Consider the following 19,402-nt stretch of genomic DNA (forward strand, 5'->3'; position numbering starts at 1 on the left):
AGGGGGAGGGCCCGGAGGGGCATCGAGCCCCGCCGGGCCCTGGCCTGCGGCGCGAGTATTTTTGGCAAGATGATGGGGATGGGCGCGCAGTGAGGGAGCTGCGCCCGGATCGTGGAGGCCGCAGGGCCTGTGGTCAGTTTTGGGCGAGCGTTGCGAGGGCTGCAGCGTTATGGGGGGGCGAGGCGGTGGATACCCAGGAGGGCCAGAGATTTGGTGAGTTCTCCGTACATTGCGCCGTCGGGGCGGCGCGTGCTGACCGTATTGAGAAAGGTAACAGCGTCAAGGTCCGCAGTGGGCAGGGGGTGCGGACGGAAGGGGGCGGCGGCTGTGGGGCAGGGTCAGGGCCTCGGTTGCGCGAGTAAGGGAGTTACGCCCGGATCGGGCATGCCGCGGGGCCTGTGGTCAGTTCTGGGCGAGCGATGCGAGGGTCGCAGCGCTATGGGGGGCGAGGCGGTAGATGCCCTGGAAGGCCAGAGGTTTGGTGATCTTTCCGTCCCTCACGCCATCGGGGCGGCGGGTGCCGCGTGCGTTGAGGAAGGTGAAAGCGTCGAGATCCGCAGCGGGCAGGGGCCGCGGGCGGAAGGGGCCGAGGCTGTCGGTCAGGGTCAGCGCCTCGGTCGCGCAGGTCGGGCAGAGCGCGCCGAAGAAGGCGGGTGCAGGCCAGCCGGAGCGGGCGATCCAGCGCTCGGTCACGGCCATGTCGAGGTGGGGGGCGAAGTCGCGGGGGTGGATGTCGGGTTCATCCGTGATCGTTTCGACCGTCGCCGCCCCGAGCAGCAGAAGCTGGCCGCCGGCGACGGTCACTGGATAGAGCCGGTCGCCCGGCTGCACCTTGGCGCGGCGAAAACTGGGCAGCCCGAGATGCGGGCCGCCGAAGAAGCAGGTGAAGCCCACGCCCTGCGGCACAAGTCCAAGCGCCTTCACCCGGTGAGCCGAGAGATAGACGCTGAATGCACTCAATGCGCCTGGGCCCAATTGTCGCCCTGGCCTGCGTCGACCACCAGCGGCACGTCGATCTTGACCGCCGGGGCGGCGGCGCTTTCCATGACCTTGCGGGCGGCTTCGGTCACGGCATCGACCGCGGTTTCATCGACCTCGAAGACCAGTTCGTCGTGCACCTGCAGCAGCATCTTGGCGGGCAGGTCGGCAATGGCCGCAGGCATGCGCACCATGGCGCGGCGGATGATGTCGGCGGCCGTGCCCTGGATCGGCGCGTTGATCGCGGCGCGTTTGGCAAAGCCGGCGCGCGGCCCCTTGGCGGCGATTTCCGGCGTGTGGATGCGACGCCCGAAAAGGGTCTGGACGTAGCCATGGGTCTTGGCGAAGTCCGTCGTCGCCTCCATGTAGTCGCGGATGCCGGGGAAACGTTCGAAATAGCGGTCGATGAAGCCCTGGGCCTCGGCCCGGGGGATGCGCAGGTTGCGCGCAAGGCCAAAGCCCGAGATGCCGTAGATCACGCCGAAGTTGATCGCCTTGGCCTGGCGGCGCACGTCCGGCGTCATCTCATCCAGCGGCACGCCGAACATTTCCGACGCGGTGGCGGCGTGAATGTCCTGGCCGTCCTCGAAGGCCTGTTTTAGCGCCGGAATGTCGGCGATATGGGCCAGAATGCGCAGTTCGATCTGGGAATAGTCGAGCGAGAGCAGCTTGCGCCCTTGCGGTGCGACGAAGGCCTCGCGGATGCGGCGGCCTTCTTCGGAGCGGACGGGAATGTTCTGCAGGTTCGGATCGGTCGAGGCCAGGCGTCCGGTGTTCGCCCCGGTCTGCACGTAAGAGGTATGCACGCGCCCCGTTTCCGGGTTGATGTGGTCCTGCAGCGCGTCGGTATAGGTCGATTTCAGTTTTGACAGCTGGCGCCAGTCCAGCACGCGGGCGGGCAGGTCGTGTTCGGTGGCCAGATCTTCGAGGATGTCGGCCCCGGTGGCATAGGCCCCGGTCTTGCCCTTCTTGCCGCCCTCAAGCCCCATCTTGTCGAACAGGATCTCGCCCAGCTGCTTGGGCGAGCCGACGTTGAAGGATTCCCCCGCCAGCTCGTGGATCTCGGCCTCGAGCGCGGCCATCTTCTGGGCGAAGGCATTGGACATGCGCGACAGCGTATCGCGGTCGACCTGGATGCCGTGCATCTCCATCTGCGCCAGCACGGGCGAGAGCGGGCGTTCCAGCGTTTCGTAGACCGTGGTGACCTTCTTGGTATGCAGCTGAGGTTTCAGCACCTGCCACAGGCGCAGGGTGATGTCCGCATCCTCGGCCGCATAGCGGGTGGCCTGGTCGACGGGGACCATGTCGAAGGTGATCATCGACTTGCCCGAGCCCAGCAGATCCTTGATCGGGATCGGCGTATGGCCAAGATATTGTTCCGACAGCGCGTCCATCCCGTGGCCATGCAGACCCGCGTTCAGGGCGTAGGAGATCAGCATGGTGTCATCGAAGGGCGCGACCGAGATCCCGTAGCGTTTCAGGATCTTGGCGTCGTATTTCATGTTCTGCCCGATCTTGAGGATCGCATCGTCCTCGAGCACGGGTTTCAACATATCCAGCGCGATCTTCTCGGCCATCTGGCCGGGGGCGCGGTCTTCGGTCGCGAACAGGCCTTCGCCTTCGGAGGCGAGGTGGTTGAGCGGAATGTAACACGCCTGCCCGGGATCGGTGGCGAGGCAGATGCCGACCAGATCGGCCTTCATTTCATCCAGGCCGGTGGTTTCGGTGTCGACGGCCACGTAGCCGCGTTCGCGGATGCGATCGATCCAGGTGGCCAGCTGATCGGCCGTGGTGACGGTTTCATAGCTTTCGGGATCGATGGCGGGCATTTCGACGGGGGCGGGGCCCTCGTCGGTCCCTGACGTGACCGCCTCGGGGGCGGCGGGCGCCTCGACCCCCATCTGGTCCGCGATCCGCTTGGTCAGGGTGCGGAACTCCATCTCGTTGAGGAAGTTCAGCAGGGTTTCGGGGTTGGGGTCGCGCACCTCGAGATCGTCCAGCGTGAAGTCCAGCGGCGTGTTGCAGTCGAGCTGCACGAGCCGCTTGGACAGTTCGATCTGGGCGCGGTTGTCGATCAGGGTCTGGCGGCGCTTGGGCTGCTTGATCTCTTCCGCGCGGTCCAGAAGGGTTTCCAGATCGCCGTATTCGTTGATCAGAAGCGCCGCGGTCTTGATGCCGATGCCCGGCGCGCCCGGCACGTTGTCGACCGAGTCGCCGGCCAGCGCCTGAACGTCCACCACGCGGTCGGGCCCGACGCCGAACTTGGCCTCGACCCCTTCGACGTCGATGCGGATGTTCTTCATAGCGTCCAGCATCTCGACCCCGCCGCCGACCAGCTGCATCAGGTCCTTGTCGGAACTGATGATCGTCACCCGTCCGCCCGCGTCGCGCGCCTGGCACGAGAGGGTCGCGATGATGTCATCGGCCTCGTAGCCCTCAAGCTCCTTGCAGGCGATGTTGAAGGCTTCGGTGGCAGTGCGGGTCAGCGGGATCTGGGGGCGCAGATCCTCGGGCATCGCCTCGCGGTTGGCCTTGTAGAGGTCGTACATATCGTTGCGGAAGGTGTGCGAGCCCTTGTCGAAGATCACCGCCACATGGGTCGGCGCATCGGGGCCGGTGTTCCCTTCGACATAGCGGTGCAGCATGTTGCAGAACCCGGACACGGCGCCGATCGGCAGCCCGTCGGATTTCCGCGTCAGCGGCGGCAGCGCATGATAGGCGCGGAAGATGAAGGCCGATCCGTCGATCAGGTGCAGGTGACACCCCTTGCCGAAATGTTGTGTCATGTTAGCCTCCGCGCGATATCGTCCTGATGGGTTCTGCCATGTTCCGTGCTCTGCTGCCAGCCGCTCTTTTCCTGCTTTGGGTGGGGTCCGGACATGCCGCCGCGCAAAGCCTTGTGGAAGGGGGCGCGCACACGGCCGGGCAAGAAAAGATGCCGCCCTGTGAAAACACCATGGCAGGGGACAATTGCGCCCGTGTGCTGGCCTGTATCGGCGGTGACGGCCTTTGGTTCGACGGACAGGCGCGCGGTTGGGGCAAGGGCATCATCCTTGGAGCCATGTCCGACGGCACGCCCTGCACCGGCAGCTGGCGCTACCGCGAGGGGGTGAACATCGCCACCGCCTCGCTGTCCTGCGAGGACGGAACCAAGGGCAAGGTGATCTATTATTCGCAGGACAATGTGACCGGCACGGGGATCGGGCGCGGGTTGGATTCGCGGCTGCGCGGCCTGCGTGTCTGGTCCGGTCACAACGTGCTGGAGTTCCTGACGCCAAAGGACGGGCCCGGGGCCCTGCTGCCCTGCACTGGTGAGCCGATCCCGATCAGCTAAGGGTGGTTTGCCGGGGCCTTAGCCCTCGTGGCCCTTCAGCACGTATTTCGCGTCGCAATAGCCACATTCGACGAAATTGTCGTCCTCGGGGATATGCAGCCAGACACGCGGATGGCCAAGCGCCCCTTCGCCACCGTCACAGGCGACCTTGCGGGTTTCAACGATCTTGGTTTCCGGGGCCTCGAGGCTCATCTGGCTATCCTTCGTCAGGGCCCTCGCGGCATTCCGCGACAGGGCATGGCTGCTGCGCGGCAATATGGGCGAAACCACTTGGCGCGGCAAGGGTGTAGGCCATCAGGTCACAGGGGCAGATCACAGGGGCAGATCGCTGCTAGGATCGGCCGGGACCCTGCGCAGATCAGATCGCGTATACGGATTCTGTGGTGACACTACGGGCCCGCCCCGATCCCGCATCAATACAATGCGGGACCCCTTCCGCCCGCCAACCACCACCCGCCGCACGACCGGTCATGCAGCCGCTGCGCCGCGCGCAACCCGCCATCACCCTTGCCAAACCGCCCGCAAGGGGCCACGCAGGGCCATGACCCGCGACACGACACCCTTCGGGCTGATCGCCCTGCTGCTTCTGGCCGGCATGACGGCGGCGGCGCAATTCGCCAAGATCTCGGCGATCTTCCCGATGCTGGCCCAGACCTATCCGAAGGCGGGGGCCTCGCTTGGGTTTCTCGTCTCGATCATCTCTCTGACCGGGGTGCTGACGGGGCTGGTCGCGGGCATGCTGGTGGCGCGCATCGGCTTTCGCCGCGTGGTGCTTTTGGCACTGGTGCTGGGCGCGCTGGTCTCGGGCATTCAGGCCCTGCTGCCGCCCTTCGGCTGGATGCTGGTCACCCGCGCGATCGAGGGCATCAGCCACATCGCCCTGGTCGTCGCCCTGCCGACCCTGATCGCGCGGCTCGCCGCAGTCCGGCATCGGCCCTACGTCATGACGCTCTGGGGCAGCTACTTCGGGGTGACCTTCGCCCTGACCGCCTGGGCCGGCGTGCCGCTGGCGCAGGCCCATGGCCCCCAGGCCCTGTTCCTTCTGCATGGCGCGCTCATGCTGGCCCTTGCTGCCGCGCTAGCACGTGCGCTGCCCTCGGGGCTGATCGACAGCGCGCCGCCGCCCTGGCCGGGGCTGCGTGGGCTACTGGCGCGCCATGTCACGATCTATGCCTCTCCGCGCATCGCCGCGCCCGCGCTTGGCTGGCTGTTCTACACGCTGACCTTCGTGGCGATCCTGACGGTGATCCCGCCCTATCTGCCCCAGGCCACCCGCGCGACGCTGACCTTCTGGATGCCGCTTGCGGGGCTGATCACCTCTCTGACCCTCGGGGCACAGCTGTTGCGGATCCTGCCAGCGGTCACGATCATCCTGATCGGCCTGGCCTGCGCGTCGCTGGCCGCGCTGGCGATGTGGGCCGCCCCCTCGGCCTTCCTGCCGCCGATCGCGCTTTTTGCCGCGCTCGGGCTGGTGCAGGGGGCCAGCTTTACGGCGATCCCGCAGCTCAACCCCGACCCGAATGACCAGGCCCTGGCCAATGGCGCGCTGGCGCAGATGGGCAACCTGGGCAACCTCTTGGGCACGCCGATCCTTCTGGCGATGGCCACCCCCATGGGCCATTCGGGCGTGATCCTCTTTGCGCTGCTCGCCTATGCCGGCTGCGCGGCGGTGCACCTGCACGCCGCCGCCCGCCGGCGCTGAGCCCATCAAAAAAGGCGCGGCCCCCTCGGACCGCGCCCCCCTCTTTGGTTTTCACAAATATCCTCGGGGGTGCCATGACGGCCCCCGGGCCGGCGTGGCGAAGGGGGCAGACAGCCCCCTTTGCCCGACCTGTGCCAAAAGGCTCAGACGCTCATGCAGACGTACTTCATCTCCAGGTAATCCTCGATTCCGTGGTGCGATCCCTCGCGCCCCAGGCCCGACTGCTTGACGCCGCCAAAGGGCGCCACCTCGGTCGAGATGATGCCGGTGTTCACGCCGACGATGCCGTATTCCAGCGCCTCGGCCACCTTGTACACGCGGCTCAGATCCTTGGCGTAGAAGTAGGAGGCCAGCCCGAAGATCGTGTCATTGGCCATCGCGATCACGTCGTCCACGTCGTCGAACTTGAACAGCGGCGCCATGGGGCCAAAGGTTTCGTCCCGGGCGACCTGCATGTCCTGGGTGACACCGGTCAGGATGGTCGGCGGCAGGTAATGGCCCGCGCCCTCCATCGGCTGGCCGTCGCCCAGGATGACCTTGGCCCCCTTGGCTTTGGCATCGGCGATATGTTCCTGCACCTTGTCGATGGCGTCGGCGTTGATCAGCGGGCCCAGGTCCGTGCCCTCGGCCAGGCCGTCGCCGACCTTCATCTTTTCGACCTTGGCCTTCAGGCGCTTGGCGAATTCGTCATAGACGCCCGCCTGCACGTAGATCCGGTTGGCGCAGACACAGGTCTGGCCGTTGTTGCGGAACTTGCACATGATCGCGCCATCGACAGCCGCATCCAGATCGGCGTCGTCAAAGACGATGAAGGGCGCGTTGCCGCCCAGCTCCATGCTGCATTTCATGACCTGATCGGCGGCCTGTTTCAGCAGGATGCGCCCCACCTCGGTGGACCCGGTGAAGGTCAGCTTGCGCACCTTGGGGTTCTCGCAGAACTCTTTCCCCGCGTCCGAGGACCGCGACGAGGTCACGATGGAAAACACGCCCTTGGGGATGCCCGCGCGTTCCGCCAGAACGCCCATGACCAGCGCCGAAAGCGGCGTTTCCTTGGCCGGACGGCCGACAAAGGAACAGCCTGCTGCAAGCGCCGGCGCGGCCTTGCGGGTGATCATCGCATTGGGGAAGTTCCACGGCGTGATCGAGGCGGCGACGCCGATCGGCTGCTTCATCACCATGATGCGCTTGTCGCGCTGGTGGCCGGGGATGGTTTCGCCGTAGATCCGCTTGGCCTCTTCCCCGAAGAATTCGATGAAAGACGCGCCATAGGCGATCTCTCCCTTGGCTTCGGCCAGGGGTTTGCCCTGTTCGGCGGTCAGGATGGTGCCCAGGTCGTCCTGGTTTTCCATCATCAGGTCGAACCACTTGCGCAGCACGGCGGCGCGTTCCTTGCCGGTCCAGGATGCCCAGTCCTTCTGCGCCACATAGGCCTTGTCGATTGCCTCGGCGATCTGTTCGCGGCTGAGGTCGGCGACCTTGGCGATCACGTCGCCCCGCGCCGGGTTGGTCACGTCGAACGTGCCTTCGTCGCCCTGCACCCATTCGCCGCCCAGATAGGCGGCCTCGACCAGAAGCGACGGGTCTTTCAGCAGGGATTTCAGATCGGTGTGTTGGTCCAGCATGTGGTCCTCCTTCGGGTTGGGCCCGGCCGCATATCGGCTTGGAGCAGGACCGGAAGGGTCCCTCGGGCCGTCGTCTTGACGTTGACAGAGCACTTAGCGTGCGCCCTGTCCAGTGCCAGCCATCAGCCGAAGCGTGCCGACCAGGCAGGGAAGGGATCGCCCTCGGCCGCGCGGGCGGCATGCACCCCGCGTGCCACGGCCCGCGCCATGCAGATCGCGGCCGCATGGCCCAGCAAAAGCGTATCGGCCACCGGGTCGGCCAGCGCCTGCGCGCCGGTGGCGGCGGCAAAGATCAGGTCACCGTCCATCGGCGTATGGCTGGGCACAAGCGACCGGGCATAGCCGTCATGCGCCGCCGTGGCCATGCGCGTGCATTGCGCCTGGGTCAGCTGCGCGTCTGTGGCGACGATGCCGATGGTGGTGTTCTGGTGGCTGCCCAGCTTGGTCATGGGCAGATGCGGATCGGGATGGGCCTGTGCCACGCCCAGCCCGCCGAATTCCGCGCCCAGCTCCCAGGGGGCGGCCCAGAATTCCGGCCCGTCGCCCACGATGGCCGAGCCAAGCGCATTCACCGCCACCAGCGCCCCCACGGTCACGCCATTGGGCAGCACGACCGAGGCCGAGCCAAGCCCACCCTTCAGGTTGGCCGTGGTCGCCCCAGTGCCCGCGCCAGCGGTGCCCAGGGCGAAATCTTCGCCCGCGGCATCCAGCGCGCTGCGGCCCAGGCCCTTGTAGGGGTTTTCGGCCCAGCCCTTGTCGCCGCCATTGATCAGATCGAACAGGATCGCCCCCGGCACGATCGGCACATGCATGCCGCCGACGGCAAAGCCGCGCCCCATCTCTCGCAACCGGTCCACCACGCCCGAGGCCGCGTCGAGCCCAAAGGCAGACCCGCCCGAAAGCACCAGCGCATCCACCTGTTCGACCGTCTTGTCCGGGGCCAGAAGATCGGTTTCCCGCGTGCCCGGCGCACCGCCCATCACATGCACCCCGGCGGTAAAGGGCGCATCGGCCACAAGCACGGTGGTGCCGGTGCGGACCTTGTGGTCCTCGGCATTGCCGACCCGCAGGCCGGGGACATCGGTGATCAGATTGCGGGACCCGGGTTTCATGCTGTCTCCTGTGGCGGTGCGCGCCTTGGCGGGTGGCCGGGTCCGATCTGGATCCGGCCCTGTCGCGGAGGGCGGCTGTCATGGCGCAGCATTTCCCCGCGCCGTCACGGGCGCAACCCGCAAATGCGCAGATCTGGCGGTGCAGCGCGGCGAAGGGATTGATGTGACGGCACTATGGCGCGGAAAACCGGCAGTGCCTTGGGGCGTTGAGACCCCGGGGGCAGGGCGGGCAGGCGCGGCCACCCGCGCCTGCAGTCTTGGCCTGCAGTCTTACTGGCCGAAGTTGCTGAGCGCCTTGAAATCCATCGTGCCCAGCACCGACAGCAGCTGATCGGTGTCATCGCCCTCGGCCTTCACGAGGATGCGGTTGTTGATCAGCCCCTGCACGGTGCCATCCTCGATCGCGAACTTCTGACGGCCGATGCGTTCGACCTTCATGCCCATGGCCGCCGCATTCGCGATCATCGCGCCCATGGCGGCGATCATCGGGTTGTCGGCCATGATGGTGACGGTGAAACTGTCGGATCCGTTGGTGTAATCCGCCTCGGCCCCGACGCCGCCACCCATCATGCCAAGCGTGGCCCCGATTTCGGTGTTGGGCTCCATCGTCCAGCCCTCGGGCGGGGCGGGTAGATAGACCGACAGGGCGTCGGTCTTCATGCTCAGCATCAGCTGCTTGGCATAATCCAGTTCTTCTATCGCGTATTGCAGATCGCCGTCGTTATAGGCCTCGATCGCGCTTTGCAGCGTGTCGGTCACGTCATCCGCCCGGGCGGCCAGGGCCAGCGCGGACAGGATGCAGGCGGTGATCAAAATGATCTTTCTCATGAAATCCTCCTTGGGCGGCCGCTGAAAATCCACGGGCCGTTGCCCGCAGTCTGCACTCCGGGGCGCGCGCGCTCAAGTCAGGTTTCCCGCACCTGCCTTTTGCCGTGACGCCACTGGGAAAATCGCGTTAACCTACCCATATAGGTAGGGCATTCATTAACGGAGACACCCATGTCCGATTTCGACGCACAGGTTCGCGAAAGCCAGGAACAGGTCGCGGCCGCGCAAAGCAAGATCGCCGAACTGAGCAGCCGGATCGAGATGGCCCGCCAGAAGATGGAAACCGGCACCGACATCAGCGTCGACATCGAGAATGCGACGCTGGACGACGTGCACGCCCAGACCGAGGTGATGAACGCCAACATCGCCGAACTGATCATGGGCCTGGATGATGTCACTGCCGCCTTTTCCAAGGATTTCGACGACATGCGGTCCAAGACCGGCTGGGAAAGCTTTGTCGGCATCTTCTCGGGGGCGAAGGCGGATTCGATGCGGCAGGAACGGATCCGCACGGCATCCATCGACGACAAGCTGCAGGACCTGATCGCCAAATCGGACGTGATCACCAAGCTGCTGGAAGGCCAGCTGGCGGTGCTGAACGAACAGAAGGAAAAGGTCGAAACCAACCTGACCGCCACGCTGGACGACCGGGAATTCACCGTGCAGTCGCTGGAAGACGTGCGTGGTCAGATCCTGGCCATGGACCCGAAGATCATCGATCTTGAGAACCGGATTGCCGTCGAACAGGACGCCGCCGCCCGCACCAAGCTGGAAACCGAACTGGCCGATCTGAACAAGGCCTACAACGCGCTGGTGCAGGACGAACAGGTCAAACTGGCGAAATCCCAGACGCTTGAGCGGTACATCGAAAAGGGCAAGTCCTGGGTGGACAGCCTGCAGAACCAGGCGGCGACGCAGATGGTGCTGATCAACAAGCTGCAGACGGACACCAAGCAGCGCGTGGTGCTGTACGATGCGCTGACCAAGTCGCTGAAGACTGCCCAGCAGCAGGACGTCGCCCACAAGATCAACGAGATCGGCACCGAGACGGACAAGCAGGCGCAGCAGGCCATGGCCCAGATCGGGGCTGCGACCAATGCCCGGATGGCCGATATGCTGGAAGCCCACGAAGACCACATGGTCTTTGCCCGCAAGGTGCTGGAGGAAAAGGCCAAGGCCGACGAACGTTTTGCCCGGCGGTTCCAGAAGATCGTCGAGAAGCATGACAAGAACCTTTACGGTGCCTGACGCCTGCCCGCCGCTCGTCCGGCCGGACGCCCCGGCGTCCCCCCGGCCTCGCTTCTGCGGTGCCCATGCCAGAGGGTGATCCCGTGACCGACCCCGTGCAAACGCCCGCAAACGATCACGTCGGCCTCTCCGACACCTATGCCTCGCGCCGGTATTTCCGCAAGTTCGAGGGGATCATGGGCCACCTGGCCCGTGTCGCCGGCGTGATGGAGGGCGAGGCGTCCCTGTCGCGCCGGGAGGCCGAGGTGCTGACCCGGCATCTGAGCGCCCTGACCTTCACCTTCCGGGCCCTGTCGATGAAATACCTTCTGACCGGGCGCGACACGGGGCGGTTCTTCGGATCCCTCACCATCGACAACCACGAAAGCGGCTTTCCCGCCGCGCAGGAGCTTCTGGTCATGGCCAATGACGCGCAGCAGGCCGAACGCCACCTGCGCGAGATGCCCGACGCGGATGCCTTGAAGCGCGACATGCTGGCCCGGATCATCGGCGACCTGGAGGTGCCGACTAAGCTGCAGTTCGCCCTGTCGCAGCGCCTGTATTACGAGGAATTGTCGAAGGGCAATCTGTTCTGGGCACGCAACGACCCCGAGGCGATCTGGCTGGGCGAGCTGGACCCAAAGCGCCGCCAGTACCTGTTGCACTGGTCGGTCTATGACAGTCAGCTGAACCTGCCGGTGATCTACCTGATGGAGGTCGAGGATACCGACCCGACCGCGCTGCCCCGCGACGAACGGCGTTGGCCCGAGGTGCAGGCGCATCTGATGGCGCAGTCCCTGGGTGGGCTGAAGCTGTTGACCATCGCCAAGGGCTTTGACGAGGATTTTGACGAGCTGCATCCCAAGCGGCTGCGTCGCTTCCACATCGGCCCGATGTATTCCCACGCCTACACACGCCAGTCCGGCCCGATCCGCGACGTGCTGGAACAGGCGGGATCCGCCGAGGGCGAGGATTGGGCGCTGGCCTGGACCGACGAGGTCCTGGTGTCCGAGCGTGTCCGGACCGAGCGCGCCGGCTGGTTCGGCACCAATGAGCGCGAGATCTTCGCCATCGATCCGCTGTCCGGCGGGCCCGAGACCGGGGCCACGGAGCGGACCCGCGCGATCATCCTGCCCGAACGCCCCTACCAGGTGCTGGCCGAGCGCAATCCGGCGGGCTTTGCGCCGATCCGCAAATTCGTGGTGGGCCGGCCGGGCCGTGTCCTGAGCTATCGCTGAGCGGAGGCCGGGCGGGTGAGTATTTTTGGCAAGATGATGCAGGGGAGGGCGCGATGAGCCTGACGTCGGACGTGATGGAGCTGCGGGAAGAGGAGATCGCCAAGCATCTTGAGGCGGCGCTGGGGTTCCTGGACGGGTTCGATCATGCCCCCCGGGTGGCCAGGGCGACGACGTCCGTGAGGGCGGAGGACAGATCGCCGGGGCTGGGCGCGCGGCGGCGGTTCCGCTCGACAACGCCGGGGTTGGTGACCCGCAGGGAGGACCGCCCAGAGGGGGTGCATCTGATCGACCGGGTGGGTGATTGCGACGGGGCGGATCCGCTGATCTCGACCCGGCAGGCGGCGATGCTTCAGGCCTTGCGGCGGGCGCTGGCCGTGGGGCTGGCCCTGGGTGAAGGCTATGCCGAGCAGACCGGGCTGAAGGATCTGAAAAGGCGCAACCTTGAGGGGGCCTTGGCGGCCGATCGCCGGACGGAGTTTGCAGAGCTTCTGGCGGCCGAGGCGCTGATCGTCCTGCACAGCAGCGCCAATGCGCTGGCCTGGCTACTGGCCGATCACGCGGGCGAGGTGCAGGTCGAGGTCGGCGAGGTCGAGGAATTCCTGACCGACAATGCGTCGCTGGCCCTGCACGGGGCGCTTTGGCAGCTGGATCAGGCGCTGGCGACCCATGCCGTCGGTGACGAGGAAAAGCTGGTGCCCACGGTGATCGCCTGGGCCGAGGCGCTGATGGAGAAGTCCGCCCGCCGGGCCGAGGGGCTGGCGCGGGTCGCGCCGTTTGCCAATGCCTCCTACCGGGTCGAGGCGGATGACCTGACTCTGCGCGGCTTCACCCCGGCCACGCGCAGCGGCGGCGGCACACTGACCATGAGCTTCAAGAAGCCGCACGAGGTCGTCGGCAACCACATCGCCAAGTATCAGGCTTTGAGGCTGGCCAAGATGTTGATGGCCTATGATTTCGACCGGCGGCTGAACCCCTTTGCGGACCTGGGCGGGTTCATCTTTACCTTCATGGGGGACGGCAAGCCGGGGACGGGCAAGACGACGCTGATCCAGATGATGGCGGGGCTTCTGAACGATTACTGTGGCAACGCAGGCTATCCTTTCCGGTATCAGAACTTTGGCATCGACAATATCGACAGCTATCAGGGCAAGTCGGGGCAGAACGCCAAGGCGTTCATCCAGAACGTGCTGGACCCGTCGGTCATCGGTTTCGGGACCATAGACGACATCGACCAGATCGCGGGCAAGCGGGGCGACCGCCAGTCCAGCGCCGGGCAGCAGGAGGTCACCGCCGTCTTCATGGAGGCCTTTGCCGGGGCCAATACCGTGGTGCGCGGCAATTGCACCTTTGGCATGTTCTCGAATTATCCCGAAAACGTGGATGATGCGTTAAGACAGAGGGCCGGGGCGCGGTTTCTGGTCGATGGCCCCCAGACGCGCGAGGATTACATCGACATCCTGGCCCTGCTGATGGGCCAGCGGCACGACATCCCCCTGGGCGATCACGATCTTTTTGCCGCGCAGGAGATCAAGCGCGCCGTCGCCGCCAGTTTCGACGCTCATGCACGCCCCAAGGAGGCCGGTCTGGTCGACGTCTATGACGCGGTCGCGGCGCGGGTTGGGCCATTGGACACGATTGCCAAGCTGGGGACCTATCTGAAGGCGATTCAGGAGGCGGATAAACGCTTTACCGGCCGCGCGATCAAGAACATCACCGACGCGGTGAAGGTCCGCGCGATGGATTTCGAACTGCCCGATGAGTGGATGGAGCAGCCGGATCTGTTCCTGTTCAAACCCTATGACGAGAAGGCGGCGATGATCGAGGATCTGCGCCAGCCGATTACGGTGGAGATGGTCGTGCAGGAGATCAACCGCTACGCGGATTCTGAGTTCCGCTATGCGGATAAGTCGGATGAGGTGGCGATCGAGGCGATGGTGCGCGACTTCGGGCGGCAGGAAGAGGCCAAGAAGCGGTATCTGGAGGGGAAGGGGTGAAGCAAGGCAATAATTCGAGGGATTACATTCGCGCCCAAGATCCAGAGATGAAATGGCTGAATGTAAGCCGAGACGGATTTCAGCGACTATACTACTTTACGAGTTCCGAACATGCCATTTCCAATATTGAACACCAGCGATTGAAGGTGTCCGAATTCTCGAAATGCAACGATATATTCGAGGCAGGGTGCGTCGCTGGCGATGAAAAGAGTTTCCGCAAGAACCATCGGAAATGGCGAGAAGAGTTAGACAGCGAAATCGGACTCGTCTGTTTCTCAAAAACTTGGCGCAATCCTGTTATGTGGGCGCACTATGCTGCATCCGGCGCGGGTGTGTGCATGGTCTTCGACGTTCGGTCTGATCACCTGCATAAGGTGATATACGAGCCTTCTCGGAAAGTACTTGCGGAAGGTGATAATCTTCCGAAGCTATCAAATCGGACAAAAGTTGAAGACTTATGCTCGATTAAGTCAAGCAAATGGCGTTATGAGCAAGAATACCGACTTTTTGTTCATTTGAGGAACGAAGCGGTGTACTGCAGTGTGGAACGGCGACGTGAATGTTGTGGTGCACGCAACATTGATTGCCTTCCATTCATAAGGTTTGGGGTAGGGCTTAAATTGGCTGGGGTGTTGGTTGGCAGTAGGTCGCGCAAAAACCCTTCTGATTTTATAGGCTTGAATTCGCCAGTCAAAGCCATTCGAACACGTCCGGGCTTCAATACTTACGACATAGTTCTGCAAAGAAGCCGCAAACTGCAGGATTGGAGCGGTTCCCAATGAACCGCCTCATCCGCCTCGGCCTCATGTTCGGCAATCTGATCCCGGTGACCTCTCCCGCGCTGGTTGACCGCTACAACCGCGCGCTGGAGCATCTGACCGGCAAGACCACCACCCTCACCGATTTCCACATAGACATCTCGGGCTTCTCGCCTGAAGTGGGCGAAGAGCTGGACGACCCGCTCTACCTGAATGAAAACGGCTGCAACCGGCAGTTCATCCTGCTGACGACCGCGCAGAAGACCGCGCCGCTGCTGAATGCCAGCTTCTCGACCTCGCGCCATATCCTGCGGCAGTTCATCGAGACGAACGAGGCGCAGCTGTTTGCCCTGACCGCCCGGGATGCGGTGGCCGGAGAGCTTCTGAATTCGGTCTTCAGTGTCACCAATCCGGCGCGGCTGAACGACATCCGCAAGATCGAGATCGAGGCCGATACCACCACCGGGCTGGTGCGCGATGCGGAGAAGCTGGGGCAACTGTCGGACCGGTTCCTGGGCGAGGAAGACGGCTGGTTCGACGATGTGCTGATCGGAGAGATGATCTCCATGGCCAAGCGCACGGGCGATGTGACGCGCAATCCGGTGCGGCTGAAACAGATGGTGTTCGAACAGGAAAACTTCTGGACGGCGCATTTCGGCGGGACCTATCTGTTCCGCTCGACCCCGCCGACTGCGATCACCGAGACGGCGGCGCGGCTGGAGGGGGCGGGGCTGGGCGACGTGATCGAAAAGCGCGACACCAACCGGATCGCGCGCTTCCTGGCCGACAACGCCTTGGTCGAGCCGATCATCAAGGCACGCGGCATCGACGGCACGGCGATCCTGCGCCAGAAGATGGATTTCATCGTGGTCGACGCGGCGCATCAGGCCGATGTGGACCTGACCGGGGCGACAAGGCGCGACATCCGCCGCCTGGCACGCCGCCATGCCGACGATCTGCCGCCCGAATACCACGCCCTGCGCCAGCTGGTTGCCTGGGCCGAGGACGGCGCGCGCTGGCCCCGGATTTCCAGCGATCATCCGGCCTATTTCTACAATCTGCGCGCCAGCGATCACGCCGATGCGGATCTGGTGAACATGCTGCTGGCGGAACTGGCCCCGAAGGATGTGCGCCAGCTGTTCATCTGCCACAAGGCGCTGTTCTATCGCGCCTATGCGGGTTGGTCCGAGACCAAGAAAAGCTATGTGGCGGATATGCTGGCGCGGGAATACGCGGTGGACAAGGCGGGCACGCGCGCGGCACTCTTCGGGCATGAGCCGGGGATGGAGGAAAGCCCCGCGCCGCCGCCCCCGCCCCGCGACGACATGATCGCCCGGGTCGGCCCCTGGGGCGCGGTGCGGCGGGAAAGGAGCTGAGATGATCGCACTTGCACGGCTTTTGCTGGTCCTTCTGGTCGGGCTGACGGTGGTCTATGTCTCGGTCTCGCTGTGGTCGCGCGGGGTGCGCAAGGGCAAGCTGCGGCGCGCCTATGACGCGGGCGACCGGGAATACGGAGAGGACCGGGACCTTTACGTGCGCAGGGGGCTGGAGGATTACGACGACAGCTTCCGTCGCAAACTGATCCTGTTGGTCTATATAGTTCCCCTGGCTGTCATCGCCTATATCATCTACGTCGTGAACTACTCCTGAGAGGCGGATAAATGGCATATATCAAATGGGCCTTCCGGGCCGTCGTCGCGCTGTTTGTCGTGGCCTTCCTGCATTACACGCTGCCGCAGCATGACATCGTGCGGATTTCGGACACCTATGAAAAGCGGGTGGATTTCGGCGAGAATTCGATCTTCTGGGCCAAGGAAGACACCGGCAATGCGACCGGCACGGTGAACCGCGACGTCTTCTTCATCCAGACGATCAAGAAGAACGGCAAGCCGCTGGTCTATCGCAACGAGGACACCGGCTGGGGCTGGCCGCCCTATTTCAAGTTCGACACCTCGAACCTGCAGACCGAGGCGAGCGATCTGCGGTCCACCAGCGAGAACCCGAAGTGGGTGATGGTCACGCATTACGGCTGGCGGATCGAATTCCAGTCGATCTTTCCCAATGCCATCGCGGTCAAGCAGGTCGCGGATCCCGACATGACGATCATTCCCTGGCTGAACATCATCATCCTGGTGCTGCTGTTTGCCGTGTTCTGGGCGATCCGCGTCCGCTGGCTGCGGTTCTGGGATCGTCGTATCGATCCGATCGTCGAGGGCGTGGACGAGGGCTGGGACAATCTGGCTGACAGCGCCCGCGAGGGGCGCGGCCGCTTCTCCCGCTGGCTGGCCAGCTGGAGGCGCTGAGGCGGGCCCTGGGGCAAGCCCCTGACGGTAAATGTTGAGAAAATCCTTCTGTTGGCCGTAGAGCGGCCAACATTACCTTCAAACAGCATCTTTACCTACTCACGAGGGGAGAAAAAGATGCTGGACCACTCGAAAATATCTTCAACAGAATTTCCGCCTCTCGAGAGGCACCTGCCGCGGGATTTTCCGGGCCTGGACCTGAACTTCTGCCGCAACCCCACTTGCGCCAGCTTTGGGATGCATCCCGATCCCTTCAAGCGCACGACAGACTCCGACCCGGCACCTGGTAGCGTCCTGCGTGGCACGGTTTCCGGTGCCATGCATGAGGAGTATTTCAAATGCCCGACCTGCAACAAGACGTCCCGGCTCAGGAAGAATCGAGCGATCCCAGAAGGATACAGGCGTCTGAAGTATTTGCCAGAGCACGATCCGACAGCTCCGTCCTGTCGGTCGGAAGGCTGCTTCGCGCATGGCATGTCGGGCGAGGCGAACCAAGGGTTCTACTGGCGGTTCGGCAAGACCGCGAAGGGAGATCCACGGTATAAGTGTCGCCTTTGATTGAAGACATTTTCTGTCGGCAAGCCAGCGCGACGCCATCGGCGCAGCGATAAGAACCGGGTGATCTTCCAGATGCTCTGCAACGACATCTCCCTGTCGAATATCAGCAAGATCACTGGAACCTCCTACCGGGGTCTCTACGGCAAGATCGACTTCTTCCATGAGCAGATCCAGGGCTTCGTCGCGCAGGGGGAGGATTTCTCCCAGGTCGATTTCCACGAGGTCGGATCGCTCTTCGCGACCGACAGTCAGACGCTGATACTGAACTGGCCGACGAAGCAGAAGCGCACTCCGGTGGCCGTGCAGCACCTCTGCACGGCCCACAACCGGTCCGGTTTCATCGTGGAGGCCGCGCTCCAGTTCGACCCATCTCTGTCGATGGAGGATGCCGAAGCGCGAGCCCTGGAAGCTGGCGAGGCGGACATCTCTAACGCCTTCCGACAGTTCGTCCGGGTCTGGACGAAGACGGAGTTCGAGGGCTGGCTACGGAAGCTGCGTAAGCAGAAGCGGGTGAAGACCACGGACCTCTACCAACTGCCGCACCAAGGCGCGCTCGTGCGCTACGACATCCTCCAGTATGCCCACGCGCTGCGTGTGCAGGAGATGCTTGCGCACACGGATGCACCTCTCCTGCTTGCCATGGATGACGACAAGGGTCTCCAGCAGGCCTTCCAAGCGGTATTTGTGCAGGAAATCCGGTCACGCCGTGCGGACATCGCCGTCGTGAGCTTCGACAAGGGCATGACGCACGACATGCGGCTGAAGCAGTTCAAGAACGGACGGGCGCTGCTATAGAGGCTGTCTGGGATATCGCTTTAGCAGATCCAGATGCTGTCGAACGAAGACTATGCCGATCTCGTCGATCAGGCGCTGGCCGCGGCGATGGGGAGCTCCGCCAAGAAGATTGGTGAGTTCCCGTTCCCTAGGAAACCCGAGCCACACAAAGTCGTGCGCGTGCCGACATGGCGGTCGGAGCTATCAGATATGTCCGCCCCCCGCCTTGTTCGCAAAGCGACGCTGCGCGGTGTGGATGCTTACTTTCACAAGATCCGGTCGAATGTGCGGTTCGCGTCGCGCCCCGCAATTTCGAGCGGGAACACAGGGCACACCTGGGACGAGTAGTAACTCTACAAGCCCGAACTGCTTGCGAAAATCGTCCAGATCTACCGCTTCTTCCATAACTGGTGCGACCCCGGCGCGGACGGCAAAACGCCCGCAATGCGATTGGGTCCTGCACGCGGGCGCATCTATGAGCTGGATTTCGTGTGAAGGCTTTAGTGAAAGGCTTTTGCGTTTGGATCTCAGGTTATCGAATGTCGCAGTTCTCGAGCAAGAGTATACCAGCAAATGTGTCAGAGATCTTGCCGTGAACATAGAACTTCTGGTCGGTCTTCGCGTCGATCTATCGTTGCACGACCTTCTCGTCAAAGACCCTGCACTGAACATTGGGAAGCATCCCACCTGCGCCAAAATCGGCCAGGAAGTGCTTTGAAAAATAGGCTCTGCTTAGGTTGTTGAAGGGCAATCTCGCTGCGAAAGCTTCGCCTTGGTAGTCCCTTTCAAAACGAGCCGCATTGGTCGCGACGATCTTCGAGAGATCGCTGTTGTCATAGATGACGCCCGCGTAGGAGGCAGTCGCGAGTAGGTTCGCAGCGAGGATCGAGACGATGGGCTTCATAAGAGATGCTGGGCTCGTGGGCTACTGCCTTGGAAGTAGAAAACTTTCACCGCGATCAAAAAGAAAAGGA

At 63.7% G+C, this 19,402-nt stretch carries 18 protein-coding genes; 11 read left to right on the forward strand and 7 right to left on the reverse strand.

Translation table 11 applies throughout. From position 1 onward, the window contains the following. Positions 1 to 402: 402 nt before the first annotated feature. The gene (locus BMX99_RS00145) at positions 403 to 960 is read right to left on the reverse strand and encodes a hypothetical protein (protein WP_139199372.1); all 558 of its coding nucleotides are present in this window, start codon (positions 958 to 960) and stop codon (positions 403 to 405) included. Then, positions 957 to 3,764: a DNA polymerase I gene (gene polA, locus BMX99_RS00150; RefSeq protein ID WP_093445790.1), complete on the reverse strand. Its 2,808-nt coding sequence runs from the start codon at positions 3,762 to 3,764 to the stop codon at positions 957 to 959. The genes BMX99_RS00145 and polA overlap by 4 nt, the downstream gene beginning before the upstream one ends. A 170-nt stretch (positions 3,765 to 3,934) precedes the next feature. Between polA and BMX99_RS00155 the strand changes: the two genes are divergently transcribed. Further along, the gene (locus BMX99_RS00155) at positions 3,935 to 4,312 is read left to right on the forward strand and encodes a hypothetical protein (RefSeq protein ID WP_139199374.1); all 378 of its coding nucleotides are present in this window, start codon (positions 3,935 to 3,937) and stop codon (positions 4,310 to 4,312) included. A gap of 18 nt (positions 4,313 to 4,330) precedes the next feature. Here BMX99_RS00155 and BMX99_RS00160 read toward each other — a convergent pair whose 3' ends face one another. Continuing rightward, positions 4,331 to 4,504: a zinc-finger domain-containing protein gene (locus tag BMX99_RS00160; protein WP_093445792.1), complete on the reverse strand. Its 174-nt coding sequence runs from the start codon at positions 4,502 to 4,504 to the stop codon at positions 4,331 to 4,333. Between the two features lie 349 nt (positions 4,505 to 4,853). Between BMX99_RS00160 and BMX99_RS00165 the strand changes: the two genes are divergently transcribed. After that, complete coding sequence (locus BMX99_RS00165; protein WP_093445793.1) at positions 4,854 to 6,014, forward strand: MFS transporter; 1,161 nt, start codon at positions 4,854 to 4,856, stop codon at positions 6,012 to 6,014. Between the two features lie 143 nt (positions 6,015 to 6,157). Here the strand turns inward: BMX99_RS00165 and BMX99_RS00170 are convergent, their stop codons facing one another. The 3 genes from BMX99_RS00170 to BMX99_RS00180 all read right to left on the reverse strand — a co-directional run bounded on the left by BMX99_RS00170 (position 6,158) and on the right by BMX99_RS00180 (position 9,576). Beyond that, positions 6,158 to 7,636, reverse strand: a complete 1,479-nt coding sequence (locus tag BMX99_RS00170; RefSeq protein ID WP_093445794.1) for an NAD-dependent succinate-semialdehyde dehydrogenase — start codon at positions 7,634 to 7,636, stop codon at positions 6,158 to 6,160. Between the two features lie 122 nt (positions 7,637 to 7,758). Then, positions 7,759 to 8,748: a P1 family peptidase gene (locus tag BMX99_RS00175; RefSeq protein WP_093445795.1), complete on the reverse strand. Its 990-nt coding sequence runs from the start codon at positions 8,746 to 8,748 to the stop codon at positions 7,759 to 7,761. A gap of 270 nt (positions 8,749 to 9,018) precedes the next feature. Further along, on the reverse strand, positions 9,019 to 9,576 hold the full coding sequence (locus tag BMX99_RS00180) for a hypothetical protein (protein ID WP_093445796.1): 558 nt from the start codon (positions 9,574 to 9,576) through the stop codon (positions 9,019 to 9,021). A gap of 171 nt (positions 9,577 to 9,747) precedes the next feature. Here BMX99_RS00180 and BMX99_RS00185 point away from each other — a divergent pair, with 171 nt between their 5' ends. From BMX99_RS00185 to BMX99_RS00225, 9 genes are all read left to right on the forward strand, one after another. Continuing rightward, positions 9,748 to 10,824: a hypothetical protein gene (locus BMX99_RS00185; RefSeq protein ID WP_093445797.1), complete on the forward strand. Its 1,077-nt coding sequence runs from the start codon at positions 9,748 to 9,750 to the stop codon at positions 10,822 to 10,824. A 95-nt stretch (positions 10,825 to 10,919) separates the two neighbouring features. Next, the gene (locus BMX99_RS00190) at positions 10,920 to 12,041 is read left to right on the forward strand and encodes a hypothetical protein (RefSeq protein ID WP_409371760.1); all 1,122 of its coding nucleotides are present in this window, start codon (positions 10,920 to 10,922) and stop codon (positions 12,039 to 12,041) included. Positions 12,042 to 12,094: 53 nt separating this feature from the next. Then, on the forward strand, positions 12,095 to 14,035 hold the full coding sequence (locus tag BMX99_RS00195) for an AAA family ATPase (protein ID WP_093445798.1): 1,941 nt from the start codon (positions 12,095 to 12,097) through the stop codon (positions 14,033 to 14,035). 47 nt (positions 14,036 to 14,082) lie between these two features. Beyond that, positions 14,083 to 14,817: a DUF2971 domain-containing protein gene (locus BMX99_RS00200; protein WP_093445799.1), complete on the forward strand. Its 735-nt coding sequence runs from the start codon at positions 14,083 to 14,085 to the stop codon at positions 14,815 to 14,817. Beyond that, positions 14,814 to 16,169 (forward strand): DUF6638 family protein, encoded by a 1,356-nt coding sequence (locus BMX99_RS00205; protein ID WP_093445800.1) that lies wholly within the window; start codon positions 14,814 to 14,816, stop codon positions 16,167 to 16,169. Before BMX99_RS00200 ends, BMX99_RS00205 begins: the two co-directional genes overlap by 4 nt. Before the next feature lies 1 nt (position 16,170). Next, positions 16,171 to 16,443: a hypothetical protein gene (locus BMX99_RS00210; RefSeq protein ID WP_093445801.1), complete on the forward strand. Its 273-nt coding sequence runs from the start codon at positions 16,171 to 16,173 to the stop codon at positions 16,441 to 16,443. An 11-nt stretch (positions 16,444 to 16,454) separates the two neighbouring features. Then, on the forward strand, positions 16,455 to 17,096 hold the full coding sequence (locus BMX99_RS00215) for a DUF1523 family protein (protein ID WP_093445802.1): 642 nt from the start codon (positions 16,455 to 16,457) through the stop codon (positions 17,094 to 17,096). A gap of 558 nt (positions 17,097 to 17,654) precedes the next feature. Further along, on the forward strand, positions 17,655 to 18,449 hold the full coding sequence (locus BMX99_RS00220; protein WP_139199376.1) for a hypothetical protein: 795 nt from the start codon (positions 17,655 to 17,657) through the stop codon (positions 18,447 to 18,449). Positions 18,450 to 18,482: 33 nt separating this feature from the next. After that, the gene (locus tag BMX99_RS00225) at positions 18,483 to 18,776 is read left to right on the forward strand and encodes a hypothetical protein (protein WP_093445804.1); all 294 of its coding nucleotides are present in this window, start codon (positions 18,483 to 18,485) and stop codon (positions 18,774 to 18,776) included. Between the two features lie 280 nt (positions 18,777 to 19,056). Here the strand turns inward: BMX99_RS00225 and BMX99_RS00230 are convergent, their stop codons facing one another. Next, positions 19,057 to 19,332 (reverse strand): hypothetical protein, encoded by a 276-nt coding sequence (locus BMX99_RS00230; protein WP_093445805.1) that lies wholly within the window; start codon positions 19,330 to 19,332, stop codon positions 19,057 to 19,059. Positions 19,333 to 19,402 lie beyond the last annotated feature (70 nt).

This window comes from Pseudooceanicola nitratireducens, assembly GCF_900109195.1.
In the GTDB taxonomy this organism is placed as follows: Bacteria; Pseudomonadota; Alphaproteobacteria; order Rhodobacterales; family Rhodobacteraceae; genus Pseudooceanicola; species Pseudooceanicola nitratireducens.